Source organism: Streptomyces viridosporus T7A, assembly GCF_008704515.1.
In the GTDB taxonomy this organism is placed as follows: domain Bacteria; phylum Actinomycetota; class Actinomycetes; order Streptomycetales; family Streptomycetaceae; genus Streptomyces; species Streptomyces viridosporus.
In genome coordinates, this window is record NZ_CP023700.1 from 5308080 (window position 1) to 5331280 (window position 23201).

Below are 23201 nucleotides of genomic sequence, written 5' to 3' on the forward strand. Positions count from 1 at the left end.
CGCCCCCTTCGCCCCGGCGGGGCCGGGCTACTCCGTGCGCAGGCCGTCCGGGCGCATCATGCGCAGCAGGGGCGGCAGGCTCAGCAGGGTCACCACCACGACCACCGCCGCGCCGATCCCGGTCATCTGCAGCACGCTCGGCCAGTCCACGCGGACCGACGTCCCGGTCATCCGCAGCAGCACCGCGCCCAGCGTCATGCCCACCGCCGACGCCAGCAGCAGCCCCAGCCCGATCGGGATCGCCGTCTGCCACAGCACCGACAGGCTCAGCGTGCGCCGCCGGGTGCCGAAGGCGACCAGGGACGACAGCAGCTTGCGGCGTTCGCGCAACTGCTCCAGCTGGGAGACCAGCAGGCTGGCCCCGATCAGCGCGAGCACGGCCGTGGCGCCGACGAACAGGCCGGTGCGGATGGAGTCGAAGCGCCCGGTGCGCTCGGTGGTGTACCACGTCGCCGGACTGATCAGCGGGTCGATCCCGGCCGCCGCGTTGCGCACGTGCTCGCGGGCGTACGGCACCGAGTCGTCGACCGCCAGGTACAGCTCCCCGCGGAGCTCCTTCGCCAGGGCCTCGGGCAGCGCGCCGGGGGTCGCCATGAAGCCGTTGCGCAGGGTGCCGGTCGGGTCCTCGATCGAGCGGGCCTGCTTCATGTCCTCGGGAAGCGTCCAGGAGACGGCCCCGTCCCGGTCGGGGCCCTCGGGCGTCTCCGCGTACAGCTTCCGGCCGGGCCGGTTCAGCACCGCGCTCTCGTCGTCGTACCCACTGCCGCTGAGCACGAACACGTCGCCGTCCCGGCAGTCCGGCAGCTTCGCGAGCTCCCGCAGGGTGGCGCAGTCGCCGACGGTCAGGAACGCGCCGTGCTCCGGCTCCTCCCCCGGCGGCGCGTCGGTGAGGTAGCCCTCGGACAGGGCGTAGACCTTCCGCACGCCCTCGGTCCCCTCCAGCTCCGCCGCGACCGCGGGGAGTTCCCTGCCCGCGGGCACCCGCATCTGCATCTGGGCCCGGGACACGTCGTAGCCGGTGGCCTCGGTGTAGTCGTCCTCCACCCCGGCGAACAGCATCTGCAGCGCGATCGCCCCGGCCACCGCGACCGCGATGCCGTTGACCATGCGGGCCGCCGCACCGCTGCTCAGCTGCAGGCGCCGCACCGCCAGTTGCCAGGACAGGCTGCCGGCGCCGAGCCGGGAGACGACCGTCTCGACCACCCAGGGGAGCAGCGCGGTCACCCCGACGAGCAGGCAGACGACGCCGCCGACGACCAGGTACTGGTTGAAGTTCCCGCCCTCCCGGCCCTGGCCGATCATGGGCGCGAGCAGGCCGACGCCGGCCAGCGGCAGCAGCAGCCGCCACCACAGCCGGCGCCGCGCGGGACGCGCCGTGCGCACCACGCCCAGCGGTTCGATGACCACTCCGCGCAGCGCGAGCAGCGTCACCAGCACCGCCGCCGCCGGGACCGCCACCGCGACCAGCAGGGCCAGCAGCGGCGAGGGGTTCAGGTAACTGGGGAACACGCTGACGCCGAACACCTCGAAGGAGGCGACGACCTCACGCCCGATCAGGAAGAAGCCGGTGCCGAGGACCAGCCCGAGCAGTGCCCCGGCGAGTGCCTCGCCCGCGGCGATCCGCCGGGTCGCCCGGCTGTCGGAGCCGACCAGCCGCAGCGCCGCCAGCCGGCGGTCGCGCCGCTCGCCGCCGAACCGCACGGCCGCGGCGATGAACACGGTGACCGGCATCAGCAGCACCACGAAGACGACCAGGACCAGCAGGACCAGGACCGGGTCCGTCTCGGTGTCCGTCGGCTCGGGGTCCCCGAACTCGTCGATGCGGGCCACCGTGGAGCCGTCGATCCGCTCCGCGAGCCCCGTGGCGCCGGCGTAGTAGGCGAGCTCCTGCGAGCCGATGAGCCCCTGCTCGCCGATCGTGCCCACGACCTCGTACGGCAGCCGTTCGCGCAGCAGTTCGCCGCGGTCGGAGTCCAGCAGCTCCTTCAGCGCGGGGGAGACGGCCATCTCGCCGGCCGCCGGGAACTCCTCCAGGCCCGGCGGCAGCGGCGCCTCGGGACCTTCCGGCTCCAGCAGCCGGCCGCGGACCTCCCGGTCCAGGTAGGTGGTGTCGATGTCCGCGGTGACCAGGGTGTCGTCCGCCTTGGCGAGGCGCTCCGAGGAGTAGGTGTAGTTGAGGCGCGCCTCCTCGCGGCGGCCGCGCTCCTCCAGGGCGTTCGGCAGGGCGGTGGTGAGCAGCAGCAGGGCCACCCCCAGTCCGACGCCGACGGCGGTGAGCACCGCCCTGATCCACCCCTCGCGTCCGCCGGCGAAGGCGAACCGGGTGCCCATCATCAGATCCCGGGCCCACTGCCCGGCACTCATACGGCGCGCTCCATGTCCCGGGACTTCCCGTCGCGCACGACGATCTCGCGGTCGGAGTACGCGGCCACCCGCGCCTCGTGGGTGACGAGGACGACGGCGGCGTGGGTGGACCGGGCGGCCTCGGTGAGCAGTTCCATCACGCGCTCGCCGTTGAACGAGTCCAGCGCGCCGGTCGGCTCGTCGGCGAACACCACTCGCGGGTTCGTGACCAGGGCCCTGGCCACGGCGACCCGCTGCCCCTGGCCGCCGGAGACCTCGCCGGGCCGCTTCCTGCGGACGTCGTCGACCTCCAGGCGCTCCAGCCAGGTCAGCGCCGCCCGCTCGGCCTCCTTGCGGGGGGCGCCGTTCAGCCGCAGCGGCAGGGCGACGTTCTCCACACAGGTCAGCTCCGGCACGAGCTGCCCGAACTGGAAGACGAAGCCGAACTCCGAGCGCCTGAGCGCACTGCGCCCGGCGTCGTTCATCGCGGTCAGCTCGCGCCCGTTGTACAGGATCGACCCGGAGTCGGGCATGACGATGCCGGCGAGGCAGTGCAGCAGCGTCGACTTGCCCGACCCGGAGGGGCCCATCACGGCGACGACCTCGCCGGGGTGGATGGAGAACGCGGCGCCGTCGAGCGCGGTCGTCGGGCCGTAGGCCTTGCGCAGGTCCTGGGCGGCGAGCAGGGTGCCGGCGGGGGCGGAGGTCATCGGGTCACCGCCTCGCGGAGCCGGTCGAGGCGCGCCGCGGTCAGCTCCAGCCAGCGCAGGTCGGCCTCCAGGTGGAACAGGGCGTGGTCGCAGATGAGCTGGTCGGCCAGGTCGCCCTTGCGCTTGCGGTCGGTGAGGATCCGCATGCTGCGCAGGTGCTCCGAGCGCTGGGTGTCGAGGATGTCGGCGGCGTCGCGGCTGGTGAGCAGCGCGAGGACGACCTTGGTGTAGAGGGTCGACTGCAGGTACGGCTCCGGCTTCTCCGGCGTGGCGAGCCAGCGCTCGACGTCGGTGACGCCGGCCTCGGTGATCGCGTACCGCTTGCGCTCGGGGCCGCCGCCGGACTCGATGCCGTCGACCTCGACGAGCCCGTTCTTCAGCAGGCGGGACATCGTCGAATAGACCTGGCCGTAGTGCAGCGGCCGGTCGTGACCGAACTTCTCGTCGAAGGCCCGCTTCAGGTCGTAGCCGTGGCGCGGGCCGGACTCCAGGAGCCCCAGAAGGGTGTGACCGATGGACATGTCGAGCACTCTACACACGGTGTATACGTCCCGTGTATACGTCGCGTGCACAGATCGGGGCGGGAGGCGCGGACCCCCAGGTGGGGGCCGATTGTCACGGTTCCGTCACCGGGGGCCGGAGGAGTCGCCGGAGGGTCCGCGGGGTGCGCCGCCCGACGGCGGCGCGGGGGGACGGCCCCGGCGGGGGAGGGGGCCCGCCCCGCCGGGCAGGCGGCCCGCCTCGGCGAGCGCCCGGCGCAGCAGGAACTCGATCTGGGCGTTGGCCGAGCGCAGCTCGTCGCCCGCCCAGCGGGCCAGCGCCTCGTACACCAGGGGGTCCAGCCGCAGCAGCACCTGCTTGCGCTGCTGCGGCCTGCGCCGAGGAGCCGCCCCCTCGGTGGGGTCCGAGGGGCCGGTCACTGGTAGAGGGTCCCGGTGTTGAGGACCGGCTGCGCGGAGCGGTCCCCGCACAGCACCACCATCAGGTTGGACACCATCGCCGCCTTGCGCTCGGGGTCCAGCTCCACGATGTCCTGCTCGGCGATCCGGGCCAGCGCCGACTCGACCATGCCGACGGCGCCCTCCACGATCTTCTGCCGCGCCGCCACGACCGCGCCCGCCTGCTGCCGCTGGAGCATCGCCGAGGCGATCTCGGGGGCGTAGGCGAGGTGCGTGAAGCGGGACTCGATGATCTGCACACCGGCCGCCTCCACGCGCGCGTGCAGTTCGACGGCGAGCTTCTCGGTGATCTCCTCGGCGTTGCCGCGCAGCGAGAGGCCGTCCTCGTCGTGGGCGTCGTAGGGGTACTCGATGGCGATGTGCCGGACGGCCGCCTCGGTCTGGGTGGAGACGAACTCGACGTAGTCGTCCACCTCGAAGGTGGCCTGGGCGGTGTCCTCCACCCGCCACACCACGACCGCGGCGAGCTCGATCGGGTTGCCGTAGGCGTCGTTGACCTTGAGGACGGCGGTCTCGTGGTTGCGCACACGGGTGGAGATCTTGGTGCGCGAGGTGAAGGGGTTCACCCAGCGCAGGCCGTCCTGCCGGATCGTGCCCCGGTACCGGCCGAAGAGCTGGACCACCCGCGCCTCGCCCGGCGCCACCATGTTCAGCCCGCTCATCGCGAGGGAGGCGGCGAGCGCGACGAGGATGCCGCCGATGATCAGCGCGGCCTTGGCGCCGGTCGCGGCGACCGCCGTGGCGGAGACGATCAGCCCCGCGCCGACCAGCAGCCCGACCAGGCCGAGCAGCAGCGCCAGCCCGCCTCCGATGCTGTGCGCGGCGAACTCCCGCACGCGCGGAGCCGGCATCTCGGGCACGTCGGCCGTGACCGGTGCGTCGTGTGTGGACATGAGTAGTGGTCCCCCGTTCCTTCGGGCGCCCCGTGCGCGGTGTGCACGGCTAGCGTCTGCTTATCCAAGTGATATCACTTTAACGCATCACGGCAACCCCGTGCCCCTCTCGTACGTCGGTTCCATGGGGACGGGTGCTGATTGTCACGTCCGTAAAGACCGGATCAGCCGCTCTTTGTCATAGCTCCCGGTGTTAGCTTTCTGAGCTGACCTGAGCGGCGAACCTGTGTGGCAGTGGCGCACACATGAGCGAAGCGGAGCGGAACGGACGCATGGGACGAGCGGAAGAAAGACGCGCACGGCAGCGCGGTGGGCGCCGGGCGGCTCCCGGGGGTCGCCGTTCGTCCCAGGAGGGCGGGCGCGGCGGCATACGCCGCCTCTTCACCTGGAAGAAGATCGTCGGCACGTTCTTCTCGCTCTGCCTGCTCGGCATGGGCGCCTTCATCGTGCTGTACATGATGATCGACATCCCCGAGGGGAACGCCGACGCGACCCGGCAGAGCAACGTCTACAAGTACAGCGACGGCTCGATCATGGCCCGCACCGGCGAGGTCAACCGTGAGGTCGTCGACCTGGCGCAGATCCCCCGGCCGGTCCAGCGGGCCTTCGTCGCCGCCGAGAACAAGACCTTCTACAGCGACGCCGGCGTCGACCTGAAGGGCACCGCGCGCGGACTGCTCAACACGGTCTCCGGCAAGGGCGCGCAGGGCGGTTCGACGATCACCCAGCAGTACGTCAAGAACTACTACCTGACGCAGGAACAGACCGTCTCGCGCAAGCTGAAGGAACTGGTCATCTCGCTGAAGCTGGACCGGGAGAAGTCCAAGGACTACATCCTCGCCGGCTACATCAACACCAGTTACTACGGCCGGGGCGCCCACGGCGTCCAGGCCGCCGCCCAGGCCTACTACCGCGTCGACGCCGAGGACCTGACGGTCGAGCAGGGCGCGTACCTCGCCGCACTGCTCCAGGCGCCGAGCCAGTACGACTGGGCGGTCGCCTCCGAGACCGGCAAGAAGCTGGTCAAGAACCGCTGGAACTACGTCCTGGACAACATGGTCGAGGAGGGCTGGCTCGAGCGGTCCGAGCGCTCGGGCATGGAGTTCCCGGTACCGAAGGAGCCCAAGGGCGACCCGGGCATGGCGGGCCAGACCGGCTACCTGGTGAACGAGGCCAACAACGCGCTGAAGAAGCAACTGGTCGCCGACGGCAGCGCCGAGGACGCCAAGCAGGCCGACGCGCTCGTCGACGCCGGCGGCTGGACCATCACGCTCAACATCGACAAGAAGAAGCAGGCGGCGCTGGAGAAGGCCGTCAAGGACCAGCTCACCGGCAAGCTGGACCCGAAGGAGCGCGAGGTCGACGCGGACGTCCAGGCCGGCGCCGTGTCCGTGGACCCCAAGACGGGCGCGGTCGTGGCGATGTACGGCGGCGTGGACTACCTGAAGCACTACTTCAACAACGCCACCCGTGACGACTACCAGCCCGCCTCCACCTTCAAGCCGGTCATCCTGGCCGCCGCCGTGGAGGAGGGGGCCGAGACGCAGGACGGCCGGCCGATCACGGCCGGCACCGTCTACGACGGCACCAGCGAGCGTCCGGTCGTGGACGGCGGCCGGAAGGTCGGCTTCGCCCCCGAGAACGAGGACGACGGGAACTACGGCGACATCACCGTCCAGACGGCGATGAACAAGTCGGTCAACTCCGTCTTCGCGCAGATGGGCGTCGACGTCGGCATGGAGCGGGTGATGGAGACCGCGGGCAAGCTCGGCATGGACGTCGAGGGCCTCCCGGCGGTGCCCGCGCAGACCCTGGGCTCCATGGGCGCCAGCCCGCTGGAGATGGCCGGCGTCTACGCCACGCTCGACAACCACGGCAGGAAGACCACTCCGGCGATCGTCAAGTCCGCGGAGCACCGCAGCCGGACCGTCACCCTGCCCGACGCGGTCGGTGAGCAGGCCATCAGCCGCGAGGCCGCCGACACGGTCACCTCGGTGCTGACCGGCGTGGTCGACGACGGTACGGCGCGCCGGGCCGTCCGCGACAACCCGCTGCGCGACGGCCAGCAGGTCGCCGGCAAGACCGGGACCTCGGACAACAACAAGTCGGCCTGGTTCGTCGGCTTCACCCCCGACCTGGTGACCGCGGTCGGCCTGTTCGGCGAGGACGACGAACCCCCGCACAAGCAGGTGGAGATGTACGGCGCGGGCGGCGAGCCCCGGGTCAACGGCGGTGGCTTCCCGGCGCAGATCTGGGCGGCGTACACCTTCGGCGTGACGGAGGGGACCAGCACGTTCGACCTGGAGACGAAGCAGGGCGCGGCCGTGGAGCCGTCCTCGGAGCCGTCGGTGTCGCAGACGCCGACCGAGGAGCCGAGCACCGAGGAGTCGGCCACCGAGGAGCCGTCGCAGAGCCCGACGACCGAGGCACCGTCGCAGAGCCCGACGACCCAGGCACCGACCCAGAGTCCGACGACCCAGACGCCGACCCAGAGCCCGACGACCCAGCCGCCGACGGCCGGTGACCCGGAGGAGCCGGGCGACCCGGGCCAGGAGCGGCAAGGACTGGGCGAGTAGGCGGAGAACGGACGGGGGAAGGCGCCGAGGGGCGCCCGGTGAACTCACCGGGCGCCCCTCGGCGCCTTCGTACGGTCCGGCCGCGGCCCGTCCTCAGCCGTGGTTCAGCTCGAACCACACCACCTTGCCCGTGCTCAGCCGGGTCGCGCCCCACCGCCGGGCCAGCCGGTTCACCAGGTACAGCCCGCGCCCGCCCTCGTCCGTGGCGCGCGCCTGCCGCAGCCGCGGCAGCTGCGGCACGTCGTCGCCGACCTCGCAGCGCAGCACGTCGGTGCGCAGCAGCCGCAGGGTGACCGGCCGGGTGGCGTACCGCACGGCGTTGGTCACCACCTCGCTGACCAGCAGCTCCACCGAGTCGGTCAGCTCCTCCAGGCCCCAGCGGGACAGCGCCCGCCGGGCGAGGCGGCGGGCCCGGCCGGGGGCGGCGTCCTCCGGCTCCAGGAACCAGTACGCCACGTCGCTCGGCGCGATCCCGTCGAAGCGGGCGGCGAGCAGCGCGATGTCGTCGTCCCGGTCGCCCGGACCGAGCATGTCCAGCACCTCGTCGCACAGCGCCTCCAGCGGCGGTGGATGGTCCGGGCCGGTCAGCTGCGCGGTCGCGGCGAGCTTCTCGCGCAGCTGCTCGATACCGGTCCACACGTCCCGCAGCCGGGACTCCACCAGCCCGTCGGTGTACAGCAGCAGGGTCGCCCCGGCGGGCGCCTCCAGCTCCACGGCCTCGAAGTCCACCCCGCCGACGCCGATCGGGGCGCCCGCGGGCACCCGCAGCACCTCCGCCCGGCCGCCCAGGTGCAGCAGGACGGGCGGCGGATGGCCGGCGTTGGCGATGGTGATGCGGTGCGAGACCGGGTCGTAGACCGCGTACAGGCAGGTCGCCATGCGGTCCACACCGAGCCGCTGGGCCTGCTCGTCGAGGTGGTGCAGCACCTCCTGCGGGGGCAGGTCCAGCCCGGCCAGGGTCTGCGCGGTGGTGCGCAGCTGGCCCATGATCGCGGCCGACGTCATGGAGTGCCCCATGACGTCCCCGACGACCAGCGCGACCCGGCTGCCCGGCAGCGGAATGGCGTCGTACCAGTCGCCGCCGACCCGCGCGGTCTCCGCGGCCGGCAGGTAGCGGGACGCCAGCCGCACACCGGTGCAGCGGGGCAGGTGCTCCGGCAGCATGGTGCGCTGCAGCTCGTCCGCGATGTACGCCTCGCGCCCGTACAGCACCGCCTTGTCGATGCCGAGGGCGCTGTGCGTGGCGAGCTGCGCGGCGACCAGCAGGTCGTCGGCCTCGAACGGGATGCGCTCCGGACGGCGCAGGAACAGCGCGGCGCCGATGACCCGGCGCCGGCCGCGCAGCGGCGCGAGGATCGCCCGCTGCCCGTCCGGCACGGCCGTCGCGCCCTGCTCACCGAGGAGTTCGGGCAGCGCGGCGCGGGCGGCCGGCGCGTCCGTGAACACCGGCCGGACGCCGCGCAGCACCTCGGCGAGCGCGCTGCCGGGCCGCACCGTGCACAGCTCCTCGCCGACCGAGTCCAGCTCGTTCGGCTCCGGCGGCGCGATCGGGGCGAACCCGCCCTCGGTGTCGCGGTCGGCGGGGATCCGGTCGCTGCGCCGCAGCCGCAGCACCAGCGGACCGGTGGGCCGCTCGTCGCCGACCGGCAGCGGTTCGCGCAGGTAGACCAGGATCGCGTCGGAGAAGGTGGGCACGGTGGCCCGGCACAGCCCCATCACGATCTCGTCCAGGTCGATGCCGCGGGCGATCCGCCGGGTCGCCGCGCCGACGAACCGCAGCCGGTCCCCGTCCCGCCGCATCGGCGTGGGCCGTCCGGGCGGCGTGACCTGCCCGGTGCGGCGCTCCCGGCCGTCCGGGCCCTGCACCGGGCGGCCCTCCTGGCCCGCGGCCGGCTGGACCGGGATGCCCTCGGACGTGGGCCGCGGCCGGTGCGCGTCCGGCCCGGCACCGTGCTCGGCGCCCGGCTGGGAGTGCTCGGAGGCGGGGCCGGTGACCGTGTCCTGCCCGCTGCCGCCGGGGGCGGCCGTCTCCGGCGCGGCCCCCGACGGCGCGGGGGAGGCGGCCTGGGACGCGGCGGACTCACCGCCGGAGCGGGCCTGTGCCGCTAAGGCGGCTCCCGTGCCCGGCGCACGGGCCGGTTCCTGGGCGTGCACGAGCGCCCCGCGGGGATCCCCGGGGTCCGCGCCCGGCTGCGGGCGGTCGAAGGAGGTCGGCTGCTCCGTCACGCGCGTGAAGTCCATCCGTCCGGGGCTGCGCGCCGTGCGCGCGGTTCGTCCCGCCGAAACTCCGATACCCGGAATACGCGCCTCGGGAACGGGGTCCCCGCGTGGTCGGAGGTTGTGCCTGTGCCGCCGGACGACCGTCCCCGGCCCGTACCGGTGTTGCCGTACCCCTCGCTCACGTCTTGCCGCCCCTCGGTGACGATCGGTCAAGCTCAGCGTGTGTTCCGTCGGTTGATGCCCTGTTCCTTGCGGAGGACGATCCTACGTTTCTTGCCCGGGGGCGTATCAAGGGTCTCATGGGGACACGTGCACGGACGTGCGGTCCCAGTCCTGTGGCAGTGACGGTACCGCCCAGGACGGATCCGGACGCCAGTTCTGCCAGCCCTCCGAGAAGGGCGGCGCCCAGGCCTCGATCGCCGCCACCGCGGCCCGGCCGGCCTCCCGTATCCTCCCGGCCAGTTCCTCGTCCACCAGACCGTCGTGCTGCGCCTGCGCGAACTCGTCCTCGTCCCGCCAGTGCCAGCTGCGGTCCGGGTGCACCGAGATGTCCAGGAAGTGGTCCTCGGAGTCCACCCCGCCCGCCCAACGGGCCAGCGGTTCCTCCAGGTTCACGTACCAGTTCTTGAACTGCCAGCCCGGGTCCCAGAACAGCCACACCGACCAGGGCTCACCGGGCCGGGCCAGCTTCAGCACACCGGTGCCGAACCAGCGGTCGCGCTGCACGGTGCGCGGCTTGGTGTACCGGGTGGCCAGCGGCTCCCGGTGCACGGGGGTGCCGTCGGCGAGCACCGGCTTCACGCACTCGGTGCCGGGCGCCATCCACACGGCGAGCAGCTCCGGGTCGTCGCGGACGACCGTGACGGGGCGCGCGATGTGGAAGTGCGCGCCGCCGTTCTCCCGGTACCGCCACAGGATCTGCGCCCCGGGTGCCCAGAAGCCCGCCGCACCGCCCGCTTCCCCGTGTCCGGCGCCTCTCACCGTTCCGCCCTCTGTCATGCGCAGATATTAGGTGTCCCGGACACACGACGCTGCGGTACCCGCCGTGGTTCACCCCGGGGCGCGATGTTTCACGGGCGTGTCATCCGCAGGACGTCCAGCGCCTCGTCGAGCTGCTCCACGGTGAGGTCGCCGCGCTCGACGTAGCCGCTCTCCAGCACCACCTGCCGGATGGTCTTCCGCTCGGCCAGCGCCTTCTTGGCGACCTTGGCGGCCTCCTCGTAGCCGATGTACCTGTTGAGCGGGGTGACGACGGAGGGCGAGGACTCGGCGTACTCCCGGGCGCGGTCGCGGTGCGCGACGATCCCGTCGACCGTGCGGTCGGCGAGCAGCCGGGAGGCGTTCGCGAGCAGCCGGATCGACTCCAGCACGTTCCTGGCGATGACCGGCAGCATGACGTTGAGCTCGAAGTTGCCCGAGGCGCCGGCGGTGGCCACGGTCGCGTCGTTGCCGACGACCTGCGCGCAGACCATGAGCACGGCCTCCGGGACGACCGGGTTGACCTTGCCGGGCATGATCGAGGAGCCGGGCTGGAGGTCGGGGAGACTGATCTCGGCCAGTCCGGTGCGGGGTCCGGACGCCATCCACCGCAGATCGTTGGTGATCTTCGTCAGACCGACGGCGATGGTCCGCAGCTGGCCGCTGGTCTCCACGATCCCGTCCCGGGCGCCCTGCGCCTCGAAGTGGTCGCGCGCCTCGGTCAGCGGCAGCCCGGTGGCCCGGGCGACCTCCTCGATGACGGCGGCGGAGAAGCCCGGCGGGGTGTTGATGCCGGTGCCGACGGCGGTCCCGCCGAGGGGCAGTTCGGCGAGGCGGGGCAGGGAGGCGTTCAGCCGCTCGACCCCGTACCGCACCTGGGCCGCGTATCCGCCGAACTCCTGGCCGAGGGTCACGGGCGTGGCGTCCATCAGGTGCGTGCGCCCGGACTTCACCACGTCGGCGAACTCCTCGGCCTTGCGCTCCAGGGAGGCCGCCAGGTGCTCCAGGGCCGGGACCAGGTCGCGGGTGACGGCGGCGGTGGCGGCGATGTGGATCGAGGACGGGAAGACGTCGTTGGACGACTGCGAGGCGTTGACGTGGTCGTTGGGGTGCACGTCCCGGCCGAGCCGTTCGCCGGCGAGGGTGGCGAGGACCTCGTTGGTGTTCATGTTGGACGAGGTGCCGGAGCCGGTCTGGAACACGTCGACCGGGAAGTGCTCGTCCCACCGGCCCTCGGCGACCTCGGCGGCCGCCTCCTGGATCGCCTCGGCGACGTCCTGGTCCAGCACCCCCAGCCGGGCGTTCACCTTCGCCGCGGCGCCCTTGATGCGGGCGAGGGCCTCGATGTGGGCGCGTTCGAGGCGCTGCCCGGAGATCGGGAAGTTCTCCACGGCGCGCTGGGTCTGGGCGCGCCACTTGGCGTCGGCCGGGACTTTCACCTCCCCCATGGAATCGTGCTCGATGCGGTGGTTCCGGGCGTCGTCCGTGGTCGTCATCGTCGTACCTCCGAAGATTCACAGCAGCGGTCCGGGCCGGGTGTATTCCGGACGGCCCCCTTGCCAGCATCCCGCGCGGGTACCCGGAACGGACTCCGCCCCGCCGCGAGGGGGCGGCGGGGCGGAGCACCGGGTGGGGGCGGGCGCCGGTCAGGTGCCCCGGGGGGACGCGTCGTCGGCCAGGAGGCCCGTCTGCACGGCTTGCTGCCAGAGGGTGTGGGCGATGCCGTCGGCGGCGCGGTCCAGGCCGGTGGTGTTGATGTTGGAGAGGGTGTCGCAGGCGCGGTGGTAGCAGGGGTCGTAGGACGCGCCGGCGGTGCCGCCCCACTTGGCGGCCTGCGCGGACGTCTTGCGGGCACCGGCGCCCATCGCGTAGCCGGAGGTCGGGATGCCGTACCGCTGGAAGGAGTAGTCGTCGCTGCGTCCGGCGCCCTCGGTGTTCTCCTCGGGCCGCAGGCCCAGCGAGTCCCAGTACGCCTTCATCGGCGCGGCGGCCGAGGAGGTGATGTGGTTGATGAAGTAGCCGCCGTTGGTGGAGGCGACCATGTCGAAGTTGTAGTACGCCCGGATCCTGGCGCGTTCGGCCGAGGAGAGCGAACGGACGTAGAAGGCGGAGCCGTTGAGGCCCTGTTCCTCGTCGGTCCACCAGGCGAAGCGGACCCGGTTGCGCATCGTGGGGTTCTGCTGCGCCAGCGCCAGGGCGTTCTCGAGGAGCGCGGCCGAGCCGGAGCCGTTGTCGTTCATGCCGGGACCCGCCGCGACGCCGTCGAGGTGGGCCCCGAACATGTACACGTTGTTCGCGTCGCCGCGCGGCCACTCGGCGATCAGGTTGGGACCGGCCCCGCTGGTGCAGCCGGAGGTGCAGGGCTGTTCGGTGACGGTGTAGCCGGCCGCCTGCAGCTTGCCCTTCACATAGGCGACGGAGTCGCGGTAGCCCTGGGTGGTGGAGCGGCGGTTGCCGCCGTTGCGGCCGGCGATGGCGCTCAGTTCGCTCAGGTGCGCTCGCACCTTGGCCACGTCGACGTCGGGCGCGGCGCTCACGTTCGCGGTGGTGGTGGAGGCGGTCGCCGGGCCTGCGGCGGCGGGGAGTGCCGCGGCGCCCAGTACGACGGCGAGGGAGAGGCTCGCCCCTGCAAGTCTTCGTATCACCAGGTCTCCTCGGAGAGGTGGCGGTGGGGTGTCCGCAGGCGCTCCCGTGATGGCATGCACATGACGGACTGGTGGGAAGAGTCGCAGCAGCGGTTGAAGGTGGCAACGGAATCGGGGCCCGTGCGGGCAGGTTGTCCGAAAAAAGCAAGCCGGGTCCGTTATCCGGACGGCCGGTGGCGGGCGCCCGCCCGAAGAGGTGACGGTCCGGGCCGACCCGGACCTACGGCGACGGGATGCCGGGGGACCGGCACGGCGTGACGGTGGCCGGCGGGTGCGCCGGGCCCGGTGGCCATCCGGCGTCGGCGGCCGGACCGGGGCGGCGGCCGCGGGGAGCGCCGCGGGGCCAGGTTCCTGGTCGGGACCGACGGCGCGGCCCGCACCACCCCGGGGTGGGGTGGTCCGGGCCGCGCCGTCTACGAGCCGTCTACGAGTGGTGCGGGCCGCGCCGCCTGTGAGGGGTTCGAGTCCGGCGGTCCGGCCGGCCCGAGGGGAGCCGGGCGCCCGGCGGGTTCCTTGCTCAGGGCCTGACCGCGTCGGCCCCCGCCGGGGTCAGCCCAGACCCGGCCCCCGCACCGGAATGCTCGTGAACGTCGGCTGCGGCGCCGGGTCCTGGAAGAAGTCGTTGCCCTTGTCGTCGACGACGACGAACGCCGGGAAGTCCTCGACCTCGATCTTCCAGACGGCCTCCATGCCCAGCTCCTCGTACTCGAGGACCTCGACCTTCTTGATGCAGTCCTGGGCCAGGCGCGCCGCCGGGCCGCCGATGGAGCCGAGGTAGAAGCCGCCGTGCGCCTTGCACGCGTCGGTGACCTGCTTGCTGCGGTTGCCCTTGGCGAGCATCACCTTGGAGCCGCCCGCCGCCTGGAACTGCTCGACGTAGGAGTCCATCCGGCCGGCCGTGGTCGGGCCGAAGGAGCCGGAGGCGTAGCCCTCGGGGGTCTTGGCCGGGCCGGCGTAGTACACCGGGTGGTCCTTGAGGTACTGCGGCATCTCCTCGCCCGCGTCCAGCCGCTCCTTGATCTTGGCGTGCGCGATGTCGCGGGCCACGACCAGCGGGCCGGTGAGCGAGAGCCGGGTCTTCACCGGGTACTTGGTGAGCTCGGCCAGGATGTCGTCCATCGGCTGGTTGAGGTCGATGCGCACGACCTCGCCCTCGTCGGCCAGCTGCTCGTCCGTGGTCTCCGGCAGGAAGCGCGCCGGGTCCTTCTCCAGCTGCTCCAGGAAGACGCCCTCGGCGGTGATCTTCGCGACGGCCTGGCGGTCGGCGGAGCAGGAGACGGCGAGGGCGACCGGGCAGGACGCGCCGTGGCGGGGCAGGCGGATCACGCGGACGTCGTGGCAGAAGTACTTGCCGCCGAACTGGGCACCGATGCCGATCCGCTGCGTCAGCTCGAAGACCTTCTCCTCCAGCTCCTTGTCCCGGAAGCCGTGGCCGAGCGGGGAGCCCTCGGTCGGCATGTCGTCCAGGTAGTGGGCGGAGGCGTACTTGGCGGTCTTCAGCGCGTACTCGGCCGAGGTGCCGCCGACGACGATCGCCAGGTGGTACGGCGGGCAGGCGGCCGTACCGAGCGAACGGATCTTCTCCTCCAGGAACTTCATCATGGAGGTCTCGTTCAGGACGGCCTTGGTCTCCTGGTACAGGAAGCTCTTGTTGGCCGAGCCGCCGCCCTTGGCCATGAACAGGAACTTGTAGGCGTCGCCGTCGGTCGCGTACAGCTCGATCTGGGCGGGGAGGTTGGAGCCGGTGTTCTTCTCCTCCCACATGGTGAGCGGGGCCATCTGCGAGTAGCGCAGGTTGAGGTTCCGGTACGCGTCGTAGATGCCCCGGGACAGGGCCTCCTCGTCGCGGCCCCCGGTCAGCACGTTCTGGCCGCGCTTGCCCATGACGATCGCGGTGCCGGTGTCCTGGCACATGGGGAGCACGCCGGCCGCCGCGATGTTCGCGTTCTTCAGCAGGTCCAGGGCGACGAACTTGTCGTTGGCGCTGGCCTCCGGGTCGTCGATGATGCGGCGCAGCTGGGCGAGGTGCGCGGGGCGCAGGTAGTGCTGGATGTCCTTGATGGCCTCCTCGGCGAGCTTGCGCAGCGCCTCCGGCTCCACCTTGAGGAAGGTCCGCCCGTCGGCCTCGAAGGTGGAGACACCTTCGGAGGTCACCAGCCGGTAGGGGGTGGTGTCCTCTCCCGTGGGGAGCAGATCGGCGTACTCGAACTCAGGCATCTCGCCCATTCCTCACTCGACAGACGACGGCCCGCCTCCGTCGGCGGGCGCTCCCAGCGTAGGACCTGCCCCCGATGGCGGGCTTGTGAGGTTGTCCTCAGTTGTTCCCGACGGGGGGTAGTCGCGATCTATCGCGTTTGGGTACGCTGTGTCCGTGGACCTTCAGAAACACGCCCAACAGCCGGACACGGCCCCGCGCCCCGCCGACCTGCGCGCCTCGGACGCCGACCGCGACCGCATCGCCGACCTCCTGCGCGAGGCCCTCGCGGAGGGCCGGCTGACCGCGGACGAGCACGCCGAGCGCGTCGAGGGTGTGCTGGCCGCCAAGACGGTCGGGGAGCTCGAGGTGTTCATCCGGGACCTCCCGGCCGCCCACCGGCGCAGCACGGTCCACGCCTTCGCGCCCAGCCGCCCCACCGCCGGCGCGGTCCCGGCGGACCCCGACGACAACGTGGTCGCGGTCTTCAGCTCCGCCGTCCGCAAGGGCCGCTGGCGGGCCGGCCGCCGCATCCACGCGTACGCGGTCTTCGGCAACGTCGAGATCGACCTCAGCGAGGCGCTCTTCGACCACCAGCAGGTGGTGATCAAGGCGTTCTCGGTCTTCGGCAACGTCGAGGTCCGCGTCCCGGAGAACGTGTCGCTGCGCGGCATGGGCGGCGGCGTCCTCGGCAACTTCGAGGTGCACACGCTGGACGCGGCCGACCCCGAGGCCCCCGTGGTCTACGTGGACGGCTGGGCGGTGCTGGGCAACGTCGAGGCGCGGCCCAAGCGCGGCAAGCTCGTGGCGGACATCCTCGACAAGGTGCAGCGCTCGGTCGACCGGGGTCTGCGCAAGCACCTGGACCGTTGACGCCGGTGAGCCGGCCGGGAGCGGAGGCGCTCCGTCCGTGAGCGGCGGGGCGGGTCGGCGGTGAAATCCGGTGCCGGACGCGGCGGTTCGGAACTCAGTGCATAGGCACGCGCACAACGGGTAAGCCTTGCTGCATCGTCTCTCGCTCGCGAAGCCGTCGTCAGGAGTAGACCGTGCTGCAACCGCCGCATTCGTCCCTGCAGGTAGCCGCCGTTCCGGCCCAGCGGGGGACGCCGCGAGACAGGGACCAGGAGGCCCCCTGGCACACCGAGGCGGTGTGCCGGCGCGACGAGGCCGGGCTGTTCTTCGCCCCCTCGAAGGAACCCACCGCCGCCCGCCTCTCCCGCGAGGAGGCCGCCAAGCGGGTCTGCGCACGCTGCCCGGTGATGGTGGAGTGCCGCGAGCACGCCCTGCTCCAGCCCGAGCCCTACGGCGTCTGGGGCGGCCTGACCGCCGCCGAGCGCCGCGTGGTGCTGGCCCGGCGCCGGCGGCGCGAGATGGAACTGAAGAAGACGGCGCGCACGACGGGACGCATAGCCGCGGCCGGTTAGCCGTAGGCACGCGAGAAGGGCGCCCTCTCCGCACAGGGGGCGCCCTTCTTCTTGCCGGCTCATGCCGGCCTCACGCCGGTCCCGTACCGGTTTCGGCCGATCCTGTGCCGGTTTCGTTCGGTCCTGTACCGTTTTCGTCCGGTCTCACGTCGGGGAGTGTCCTGCTCCGGGGCGCGGGGCCGTCACTTGGCGCGGTCGAAATCGATCGCGCTGTACGCCCGCAGCTTGCTCAGCCGGTGCTCGGAGTCGATCCGGCGGACCGTGCCCGACTTGGAGCGCATCACGATCGAGTCGGTCGTGGCGGTCTCGGAGCGGTAGCGCACCCCGCGCAGCAGCTCGCCGTCGGTGATGCCGGTGGCCACGAAGAAGACGTTCTCGCCGGAGACCAGGTCGTCCGTGGTCAGCACCCGGTCCAGGTCGTGCCCGGCGTCGACGGCCCGCTGCCGCTCCTCGTCGTCCTTGGGCCACAGCTTGCCCTGGATGGTGCCGCCCAGGCACTTCACGGCGCAGGCCGAGATGATGCCCTCGGGAGTGCCGCCGACGCCGAGCAGCAGGTCGATGCCGGTGCCCTCGCGCAGGGCGAGGATCGAGCCGGCCACGTCGCCGTCGGTGATCAGCTTGATGCGCGCGCCGGTCTCCCGGATCTCCTTGATGATGCCCTCGTGCCGCGGCCGGTCCAGGATCACCACGGTGACGTCCTCGGGGGTGACCCGCTTGGCCTTGGCGACCCGGCGGATGTTCACGTTCACCGGCGCGTTGATGTCGACGAAGTCGGCGGCCTCGGGCCCGGTGACCAGCTTGTCCATGTAGAACACGGCGGAGGGGTCGAACATCGAGCCGCGCTCGGCGGCGGCCAGCACCGCGATCGCGTTCGACATGCCCTTGGCGGTCAGCGTGGTGCCGTCGATCGGGTCGACGGCGATGTCGCACTCCGGCCCGGTCCCGTCGCCCACGCGCTCTCCGTTGAAGAGCATCGGGGCCTCGTCCTTCTCGCCCTCGCCGATGACGACGACGCCGTTCATCGAGACGGTGGAGACGAGGGTCCGCATGGCGCGCACCGCGGCACCGTCGGCGCCGTTCTTGTCCCCGCGTCCGACCCAGCGGCCGGCGGCCATGGCCGCGGCTTCGGTGACCCGTACGAGCTCCAGGGCGAGGTTGCGGTCGGGGGCCTCGGAGGGCACATCGAGCTCGGACGGCAGGTGATGGTGTTCGGTCATCGGAGCGCACCTTTCTGTACGACGACGGCCGGATGAGGGTGGAGTCACGACTCTATCGCCAGGTGCTCAGAATGAGCAGGGGCCCCCACGGATGAGCGCACCGGGTACCTGCGACGATAGGGGACGTGGCAGGAAAGAGCAGCATGCAGAAAACGGCCCGGGACATGATCCTGTCCCTGGGGCTCATCGGACTCGTGGCGGGCTTCGTCTGGCTGTTCATCCCGCATGACGACAGCGCGCCCGACCTCCAGCGGGTGGACTACCGGGTCGACCTGCTCACCGCCCGTCGCGCCGCCTCCTACCCGGTGGCCGCCCCCGAGGGCCTGTCCGAGGCGTGGAAGCCCACCTCCGTCCGCTTCCGCAAGGACGAGGGTGACGCCTGGCACCTCGGCTACCAGACCCCCGACGGGCAGTACGTGGCGGTCGAGCAGTCCACCCAGAAGCGGTCGCTCTTCATCGAGGACGCGACGCAGGGCGCGGAGAGGACCGAGGTCACCCAGCAGATCGACGGCAGGGCCTGGACCCGGTACGAGGGCGGGCGCTACGACGCCCTGGTGCACGAGGGCGCCGACGGCTCGACCACGGTGGTGGCGGGCACGGCGTCGTTCGGACAGCTGACGAAGATGGCCGCGGCGCTGCGGGCCGAGTGACCGCGCCCGGCACACGACGGTGCCCCGGCGGATCGGCCGATCCGCCGGGGCACCGTCGCGTGTGCGCCCTGCCCGGGCTCAGACGGTGGTGACGACCTGCTCGTAGTCCAGGCGCGGACCGCGCGGGAACCATGCGTCCGGGCCGGGGCGGCCGATGTTGACGACCATCAGCGGGGTGTGGTCGTCGTCCAGGAACTCCTTGCGCAGGCCCTCGAAGTCGAGGCCGGTCATCGGACCGGCCGCCAGGCCGGCGGCGCGCACGCCGATGATGAAGTAGGCGGCCTGGAGGGCGGCGTTCAGCGCGGCGGAGCCCTCGCGCACCGGGCGCTCGGCGAAGAAGAGGTCCTTGGCCTGCGGGAAGTGCGGGAAGAGCTGCGGCAGTTCCTCGTGGAACTCGTTGTCCGCGGAGAGGATGGCGACCAGCGGGGCGGCGGCCGTCTTGGCCTGGTTGCCCTCGGCCATGTGGGCGACCAGGCGCTCGCGGGCCTCGGGGGAGCGGACCAGGGTGACGCGCAGCGGCGACTGGTTCATGGAGGTCGGGCCGTACTTGACCAGGTCGTAGATCGCCCGCACCTGCTCGTCGGTCACCGGCTCGTCGGTGAACGTGTTCGCGGTGCGCGCCTCGCGGAACAGCAGGTCCTGGGCGGCGGGATCAAGAACGAGAGACATGCGTGAACCTTCTCGGGGGAGCGTCGGTTCCGTGCATCCGCGGGGAGACACGGAATGTCCGCGTGCGGAGCATGGAGGGGCTGACACGAGTGACCGTACGCGCGAGAAGTTCAACTTTCAACTTCATCCGGAGTCTGGTGGTCCAGTTCACAGAGGCCGCGGGGAGGGGAACGCCCCACAGCGCCCCCCGTCACCGGCTCACCCGGCCAACCGGGTCCGCTCGGCCCACCCGGCCCGCCCGGTCTATCCGGCCCCCTCGGCGCCCTCCGCTCCGGCCTCCTCCGCCAGCGCCGCGTCCAGCCGCGCCCGCGCACCGTCCAGCCAGCGCCGGCACACCCTGGCCAGCTCCTCGCCCCGCTCCCAGAGCGCCAGGGACTCCTCCAGCGTCGTGCCGCCCGCCTCCAGCCGCCGTACGACCTCGATCAGCTCGTCCCGAGCCTGCTCGTACCCGAGCACCTCGGCCGCCGCCTGCTCCGTCTTGTCCGTCTTGCCGGTCATTCGCTCACCCTACGCATCGACTCGGACCGTGAACTCGCCCTCGGACACCCGCGCCCGCAACGCCTCCCCGGCCTCCACCTCGCCCGGAGCGCGCACCGCCTGCCCGTCGGCCCGCTGGAGGACGGCGTACCCGCGCTTCAGGGTCGCCGCGGGGGACAGCGCCACCACGCGCGCGTGCGTGTGCGACAGCTCGGAGTCGGCCCGGTCCAGCTGGTGCCGCAGCGAGCGCCGCCCCCGCTCGAGCAGCGCCGTGACCTCCTCGGCCCGGGCGTCGACCATCCGGTGCGGATCCTGCAGCGAGGGCCGGGCCAGCGCCTGGGCCAGCCCGCGCTCCTCCCGGTCCACCAGCGCCCGGACGCAGCGCCGCGCGCGGTCGCGCAGCATCCGCACCCGCTCGTGCTCCTCGCCCACGTCCGGGACGACCTTCTTGGCCGCGTCGGTCGGGGTGGACGCGCGCAGGTCGGCGACATGGTCGAGCAACGGGTTGTCCGGCTCGTGGCCGATCGCGGAGACCACCGGCGTCCGGCAGGCGGCCACGGCCCGCACCAGCTGCTCGTCGGAGAACGGCAGCAGGTCCTCCACGCTGCCGCCGCCGCGCGCCACGATGATCACGTCCACGTCGTCGAGCGCGTCCAGCTCCTTCACCGCCTGGACGACCTGCGGCACCGCGTGCACCCCCTGCACGGGGACGTTGCGCACCTCGAAGCGGACGGCGGGCCAGCGGTGCCGGGCGTTCTCCAGCACGTCCCGCTCGGCGGCCGAGGCGCGCCCGCACACCAGCCCGATCAGCTGGGGCAGGAACGGCAGCGGCTTCTTCCGCTCCGGCGCGAACAGCCCCTCCCGCGCCAGGGACTTCTTCAGCTGCTCGAGCCGCGCGAGCAGCTCCCCGACCCCCACCGGCCTGATCTCGGCGGCCCGCAGCGAGAGCTGCCCGCGCGGGGCGTACCACTCGGGCTTGCAGTGCACCACCACCCGCGCGCCCTCGCTCACCACGTCCGCCACGGCGTCGAACACCTGCCGGTAGCAGGTCACGCCCACGGAGATGTCGTGCGACGGGTCCCGCAGCGTCAGGAAGACCACCCCGGCGCCCGGCCGCCGCGACAGCTGGGTGATCTGCCCCTCGACCCACACCGCGCCGAGCCGGTCGATCCACCCCCCGATGAGCCGGGACACCTCACCGACCGGCAGGGGCGCTTCCGCAGACGTGTTGACAGCCATGCCGCGAGGGTAGTGCGCCCCGCCGACAACGCACCGTGATCGGGCCCCGCGCACGGCCCTTACGATGGGACGCATGACCGCTTCGCCTGGCCGCCGTGTCCTGCTCGCCGCCCCCCGGGGCTACTGCGCGGGTGTCGACCGCGCCGTGATCGCCGTCGAGAAGGCCCTGGAGCAGTACGGGGCTCCCGTCTACGTCCGGCACGAGATCGTGCACAACAAGTACGTCGTGCAGACCCTGGAGAAGAAGGGAGCCGTCTTCGTCGAACGCACGGAGGAGGTCCCGCCGGGCAACATCGTGATGTTCTCCGCGCACGGCGTGGCACCCGTCGTCCACGAGGAGGCCGCGCGCGGCCGGCTCGCCACCATCGACGCCACCTGCCCGCTGGTCACCAAGGTGCACAAGGAGGCGGTCCGGTTCGCCCAGGAGGACTACGACATCCTCCTGATCGGGCACGAGGGCCACGAGGAGGTCATCGGCACCTCGGGCGAGGCCCCCGACCACATCCAGCTCGTCGACGGACCCGAGGACGTCGCCAAGGTGGAGGTCCGCGACCCGTCCAAGGTCGTCTGGCTCTCCCAGACCACCCTCTCCGTCGACGAGACCATGGAGACCGTCGACGCCCTGAAGGAAAAGTTCCCCCAGCTGATGTCGCCGCCCAGCGACGACATCTGCTACGCCACCCAGAACCGCCAGCTCGCGGTCAAGCAGATGGGCGCCGAGGCGGACCTGGTGATCGTGGTCGGCTCGCGCAACTCCTCCAACTCCAAGCGGCTGGTGGAGGTCGCCAAGCTCGCGGGCGCCCGCGCGGCGTACCTGGTGGACTTCGCCGACGAGATCGACGAGACCTGGCTGGAGGGCGTGACCACGATCGGCGTCACCTCGGGCGCCTCGGTGCCGGAGGTGCTGGTCGAGCAGGTGCTCGAGTGGCTGGCGCGGCGCGGGTTCGAGGACGTGGAGATCGTCAAGGCGGCCGAGGAGTCCATCACCTTCTCGCTCCCCAAGGAGCTGCGCCGCGACCTGCGCGAGGAGGCGGCGGCCCTGGTGGCCGAGCGCGGCGGTGCCGGGGCGTCCGGCGCGGATTCCGGGAAGTGACGGGGGCGGTCACCGGACCGGGCATCGGACCGGTCACGGGGGCGGTCACACCCGATCGCCCCGTGACCGAATCCGTGAAGGCCCGGTGACCGGCTCCCTGACGGTCCGCCGCACGTCGTAACGTGGGGCCATGGAGATCTTCGGCGTGGACATCGGCGGATCCGGCATCAAGGGTGCCCCGGTCGACCTGGAGGAGGGGGACCTGGCACAGGAGCGCTGCAAGGTCCTCACCCCGCACCCCGCCACGCCGGACGCGGTGGCGGACGGCGTCAAGGAGGTCGTCGACCACTTCGGCTGGACCGGGCCGGTCGGCGTCACCTTCCCCGGAGTGGTCACCGACGGCACCACGATCCGTACGGCGGCCAACGTCGACAAGAGCTGGATCGACACCGACGCGCGCGTGCTGCTCGGCGACCGCCTGGGCGGCCTGCCGGTGACGGTGGTGAACGACGCGGACGCGGCCGGTGTCGCCGAGATGCACTTCGGCGCCGGGCGGCACCGCAGGGGCACCGTCATCCTGCTGACCTTCGGCACCGGCATCGGCAGCGCCCTGTTCGTGGACGGCGTCCTCGTTCCCAACACCGAGCTGGGCCACCTGGAGCTGCACGGTCACGAAGCGGAGAAGCGCGCCTCCAGCAAGGCCAAGGAGGACCACGGCCTGTCGTGGGACGAGTGGGCGCACCGCGTGCAGAAGTACCTGGCCCACGTGGAGATGCTGTTCTCGCCGGAGCTGTTCATCATCGGCGGGGGCGTCAGCCGCAAGTCCCACAAGTTCCTGCCCCGCATCGAGGGCATCAAGGCCGAGATCGTCCCGGCGCAGCTGCAGAACAACGCGGGCATCGTGGGGGCGGCGATGCGGGCGGCCACGGGCGCGTAGCGGAGTGCGGGGGCGTGCGGGCCCCCGCCGTCCGGCG

General features: G+C 72.3%; 20 protein-coding genes. 6 read left to right on the forward strand and 14 right to left on the reverse strand.

From position 1 onward, the window contains the following. Positions 1–27: 27 nt before the first annotated feature. From CP969_RS24705 to CP969_RS24725, 5 genes are all read right to left on the reverse strand, one after another. Positions 28–2364, reverse strand: coding sequence for an ABC transporter permease (locus CP969_RS24705; RefSeq protein WP_016824786.1), 2337 nt, complete (start codon positions 2362–2364; stop codon positions 28–30). After that, positions 2361–3053, reverse strand: a complete 693-nt coding sequence (locus CP969_RS24710; RefSeq protein ID WP_004983877.1) for an ABC transporter ATP-binding protein — start codon at positions 3051–3053, stop codon at positions 2361–2363. Before CP969_RS24710 ends, CP969_RS24705 begins: the two co-directional genes overlap by 4 nt. Continuing rightward, positions 3050–3574: a PadR family transcriptional regulator gene (locus tag CP969_RS24715; RefSeq protein ID WP_004983875.1), complete on the reverse strand. Its 525-nt coding sequence runs from the start codon at positions 3572–3574 to the stop codon at positions 3050–3052. The genes CP969_RS24710 and CP969_RS24715 overlap by 4 nt, the downstream gene beginning before the upstream one ends. A 105-nt stretch (positions 3575–3679) precedes the next feature. Next, positions 3680–3973, reverse strand: coding sequence for a type II toxin-antitoxin system antitoxin (locus tag CP969_RS24720; protein WP_016824784.1), 294 nt, complete (start codon positions 3971–3973; stop codon positions 3680–3682). Continuing rightward, positions 3970–4905: an SPFH domain-containing protein gene (locus CP969_RS24725; RefSeq protein WP_016824783.1), complete on the reverse strand. Its 936-nt coding sequence runs from the start codon at positions 4903–4905 to the stop codon at positions 3970–3972. The genes CP969_RS24720 and CP969_RS24725 overlap by 4 nt, the downstream gene beginning before the upstream one ends. A 272-nt stretch (positions 4906–5177) precedes the next feature. On the opposite strand from CP969_RS24725, the gene CP969_RS24730 reads away from it, so the two are divergent. Next, positions 5178–7481, forward strand: coding sequence for a transglycosylase domain-containing protein (locus CP969_RS24730; protein WP_016824782.1), 2304 nt, complete (start codon positions 5178–5180; stop codon positions 7479–7481). Positions 7482–7574: 93 nt separating this feature from the next. Here the strand turns inward: CP969_RS24730 and CP969_RS24735 are convergent, their stop codons facing one another. The 5 genes from CP969_RS24735 to CP969_RS24755 form a co-directional block, all read right to left on the reverse strand. Further along, positions 7575–9722, reverse strand: coding sequence for a SpoIIE family protein phosphatase (locus tag CP969_RS24735; RefSeq protein ID WP_191093700.1), 2148 nt, complete (start codon positions 9720–9722; stop codon positions 7575–7577). A 276-nt stretch (positions 9723–9998) separates the two neighbouring features. Then, positions 9999–10700, reverse strand: coding sequence for a cytidylyl-2-hydroxypropylphosphonate hydrolase (gene fomD / locus CP969_RS24740; RefSeq protein ID WP_039830916.1), 702 nt, complete (start codon positions 10698–10700; stop codon positions 9999–10001). Between the two features lie 71 nt (positions 10701–10771). Continuing rightward, on the reverse strand, positions 10772–12175 hold the full coding sequence (locus tag CP969_RS24745; protein WP_004983862.1) for a class II fumarate hydratase: 1404 nt from the start codon (positions 12173–12175) through the stop codon (positions 10772–10774). 150 nt (positions 12176–12325) lie between these two features. Further along, positions 12326–13324 (reverse strand): M28 family metallopeptidase, encoded by a 999-nt coding sequence (locus CP969_RS24750; RefSeq protein WP_016824779.1) that lies wholly within the window; start codon positions 13322–13324, stop codon positions 12326–12328. Positions 13325–13873: 549 nt separating this feature from the next. After that, positions 13874–15550 carry a fumarate hydratase gene (locus tag CP969_RS24755; RefSeq protein WP_004983858.1) on the reverse strand — a complete coding sequence of 559 codons (1677 nt, stop codon included), beginning with the start codon at positions 15548–15550 and terminating at the stop codon, positions 13874–13876. A 145-nt stretch (positions 15551–15695) separates the two neighbouring features. Here CP969_RS24755 and CP969_RS24760 point away from each other — a divergent pair, with 145 nt between their 5' ends. After that, positions 15696–16391, forward strand: a complete 696-nt coding sequence (locus tag CP969_RS24760; RefSeq protein WP_004983855.1) for a DUF1707 SHOCT-like domain-containing protein — start codon at positions 15696–15698, stop codon at positions 16389–16391. A 173-nt stretch (positions 16392–16564) separates the two neighbouring features. Further along, positions 16565–16942, forward strand: coding sequence for a WhiB family transcriptional regulator (locus tag CP969_RS24765; RefSeq protein WP_004983853.1), 378 nt, complete (start codon positions 16565–16567; stop codon positions 16940–16942). 182 nt (positions 16943–17124) lie between these two features. Here the strand turns inward: CP969_RS24765 and glpX are convergent, their stop codons facing one another. Next, complete coding sequence (glpX, locus tag CP969_RS24770) at positions 17125–18159, reverse strand: class II fructose-bisphosphatase (RefSeq protein ID WP_004983849.1); 1035 nt, start codon at positions 18157–18159, stop codon at positions 17125–17127. A 143-nt stretch (positions 18160–18302) separates the two neighbouring features. Between glpX and CP969_RS24775 the strand changes: the two genes are divergently transcribed. Beyond that, positions 18303–18809 (forward strand): DUF4245 domain-containing protein, encoded by a 507-nt coding sequence (locus CP969_RS24775; protein ID WP_016824777.1) that lies wholly within the window; start codon positions 18303–18305, stop codon positions 18807–18809. Positions 18810–18887: 78 nt separating this feature from the next. Here the strand turns inward: CP969_RS24775 and CP969_RS24780 are convergent, their stop codons facing one another. The 3 genes from CP969_RS24780 to xseA form a co-directional block, all read right to left on the reverse strand. Then, on the reverse strand, positions 18888–19478 hold the full coding sequence (locus tag CP969_RS24780) for a malonic semialdehyde reductase (protein ID WP_004983846.1): 591 nt from the start codon (positions 19476–19478) through the stop codon (positions 18888–18890). 243 nt (positions 19479–19721) lie between these two features. After that, a complete protein-coding gene (locus tag CP969_RS24785) occupies positions 19722–19976 on the reverse strand; it encodes an exodeoxyribonuclease VII small subunit (RefSeq protein ID WP_016824776.1) in 255 nt (84 codons plus the stop codon). A gap of 9 nt (positions 19977–19985) precedes the next feature. Continuing rightward, on the reverse strand, positions 19986–21194 hold the full coding sequence (xseA, locus tag CP969_RS24790; protein ID WP_004983841.1) for an exodeoxyribonuclease VII large subunit: 1209 nt from the start codon (positions 21192–21194) through the stop codon (positions 19986–19988). A 64-nt stretch (positions 21195–21258) separates the two neighbouring features. On the opposite strand from xseA, the gene CP969_RS24795 reads away from it, so the two are divergent. Then, entirely contained in the window at positions 21259–22287 is a 1029-nt protein-coding gene (locus tag CP969_RS24795) for a 4-hydroxy-3-methylbut-2-enyl diphosphate reductase (RefSeq protein ID WP_026084905.1), read from the forward strand. A 130-nt stretch (positions 22288–22417) separates the two neighbouring features. Next, on the forward strand, positions 22418–23164 hold the full coding sequence (gene ppgK / locus CP969_RS24800) for a polyphosphate--glucose phosphotransferase (RefSeq protein WP_004983839.1): 747 nt from the start codon (positions 22418–22420) through the stop codon (positions 23162–23164). Positions 23165–23201 lie beyond the last annotated feature (37 nt).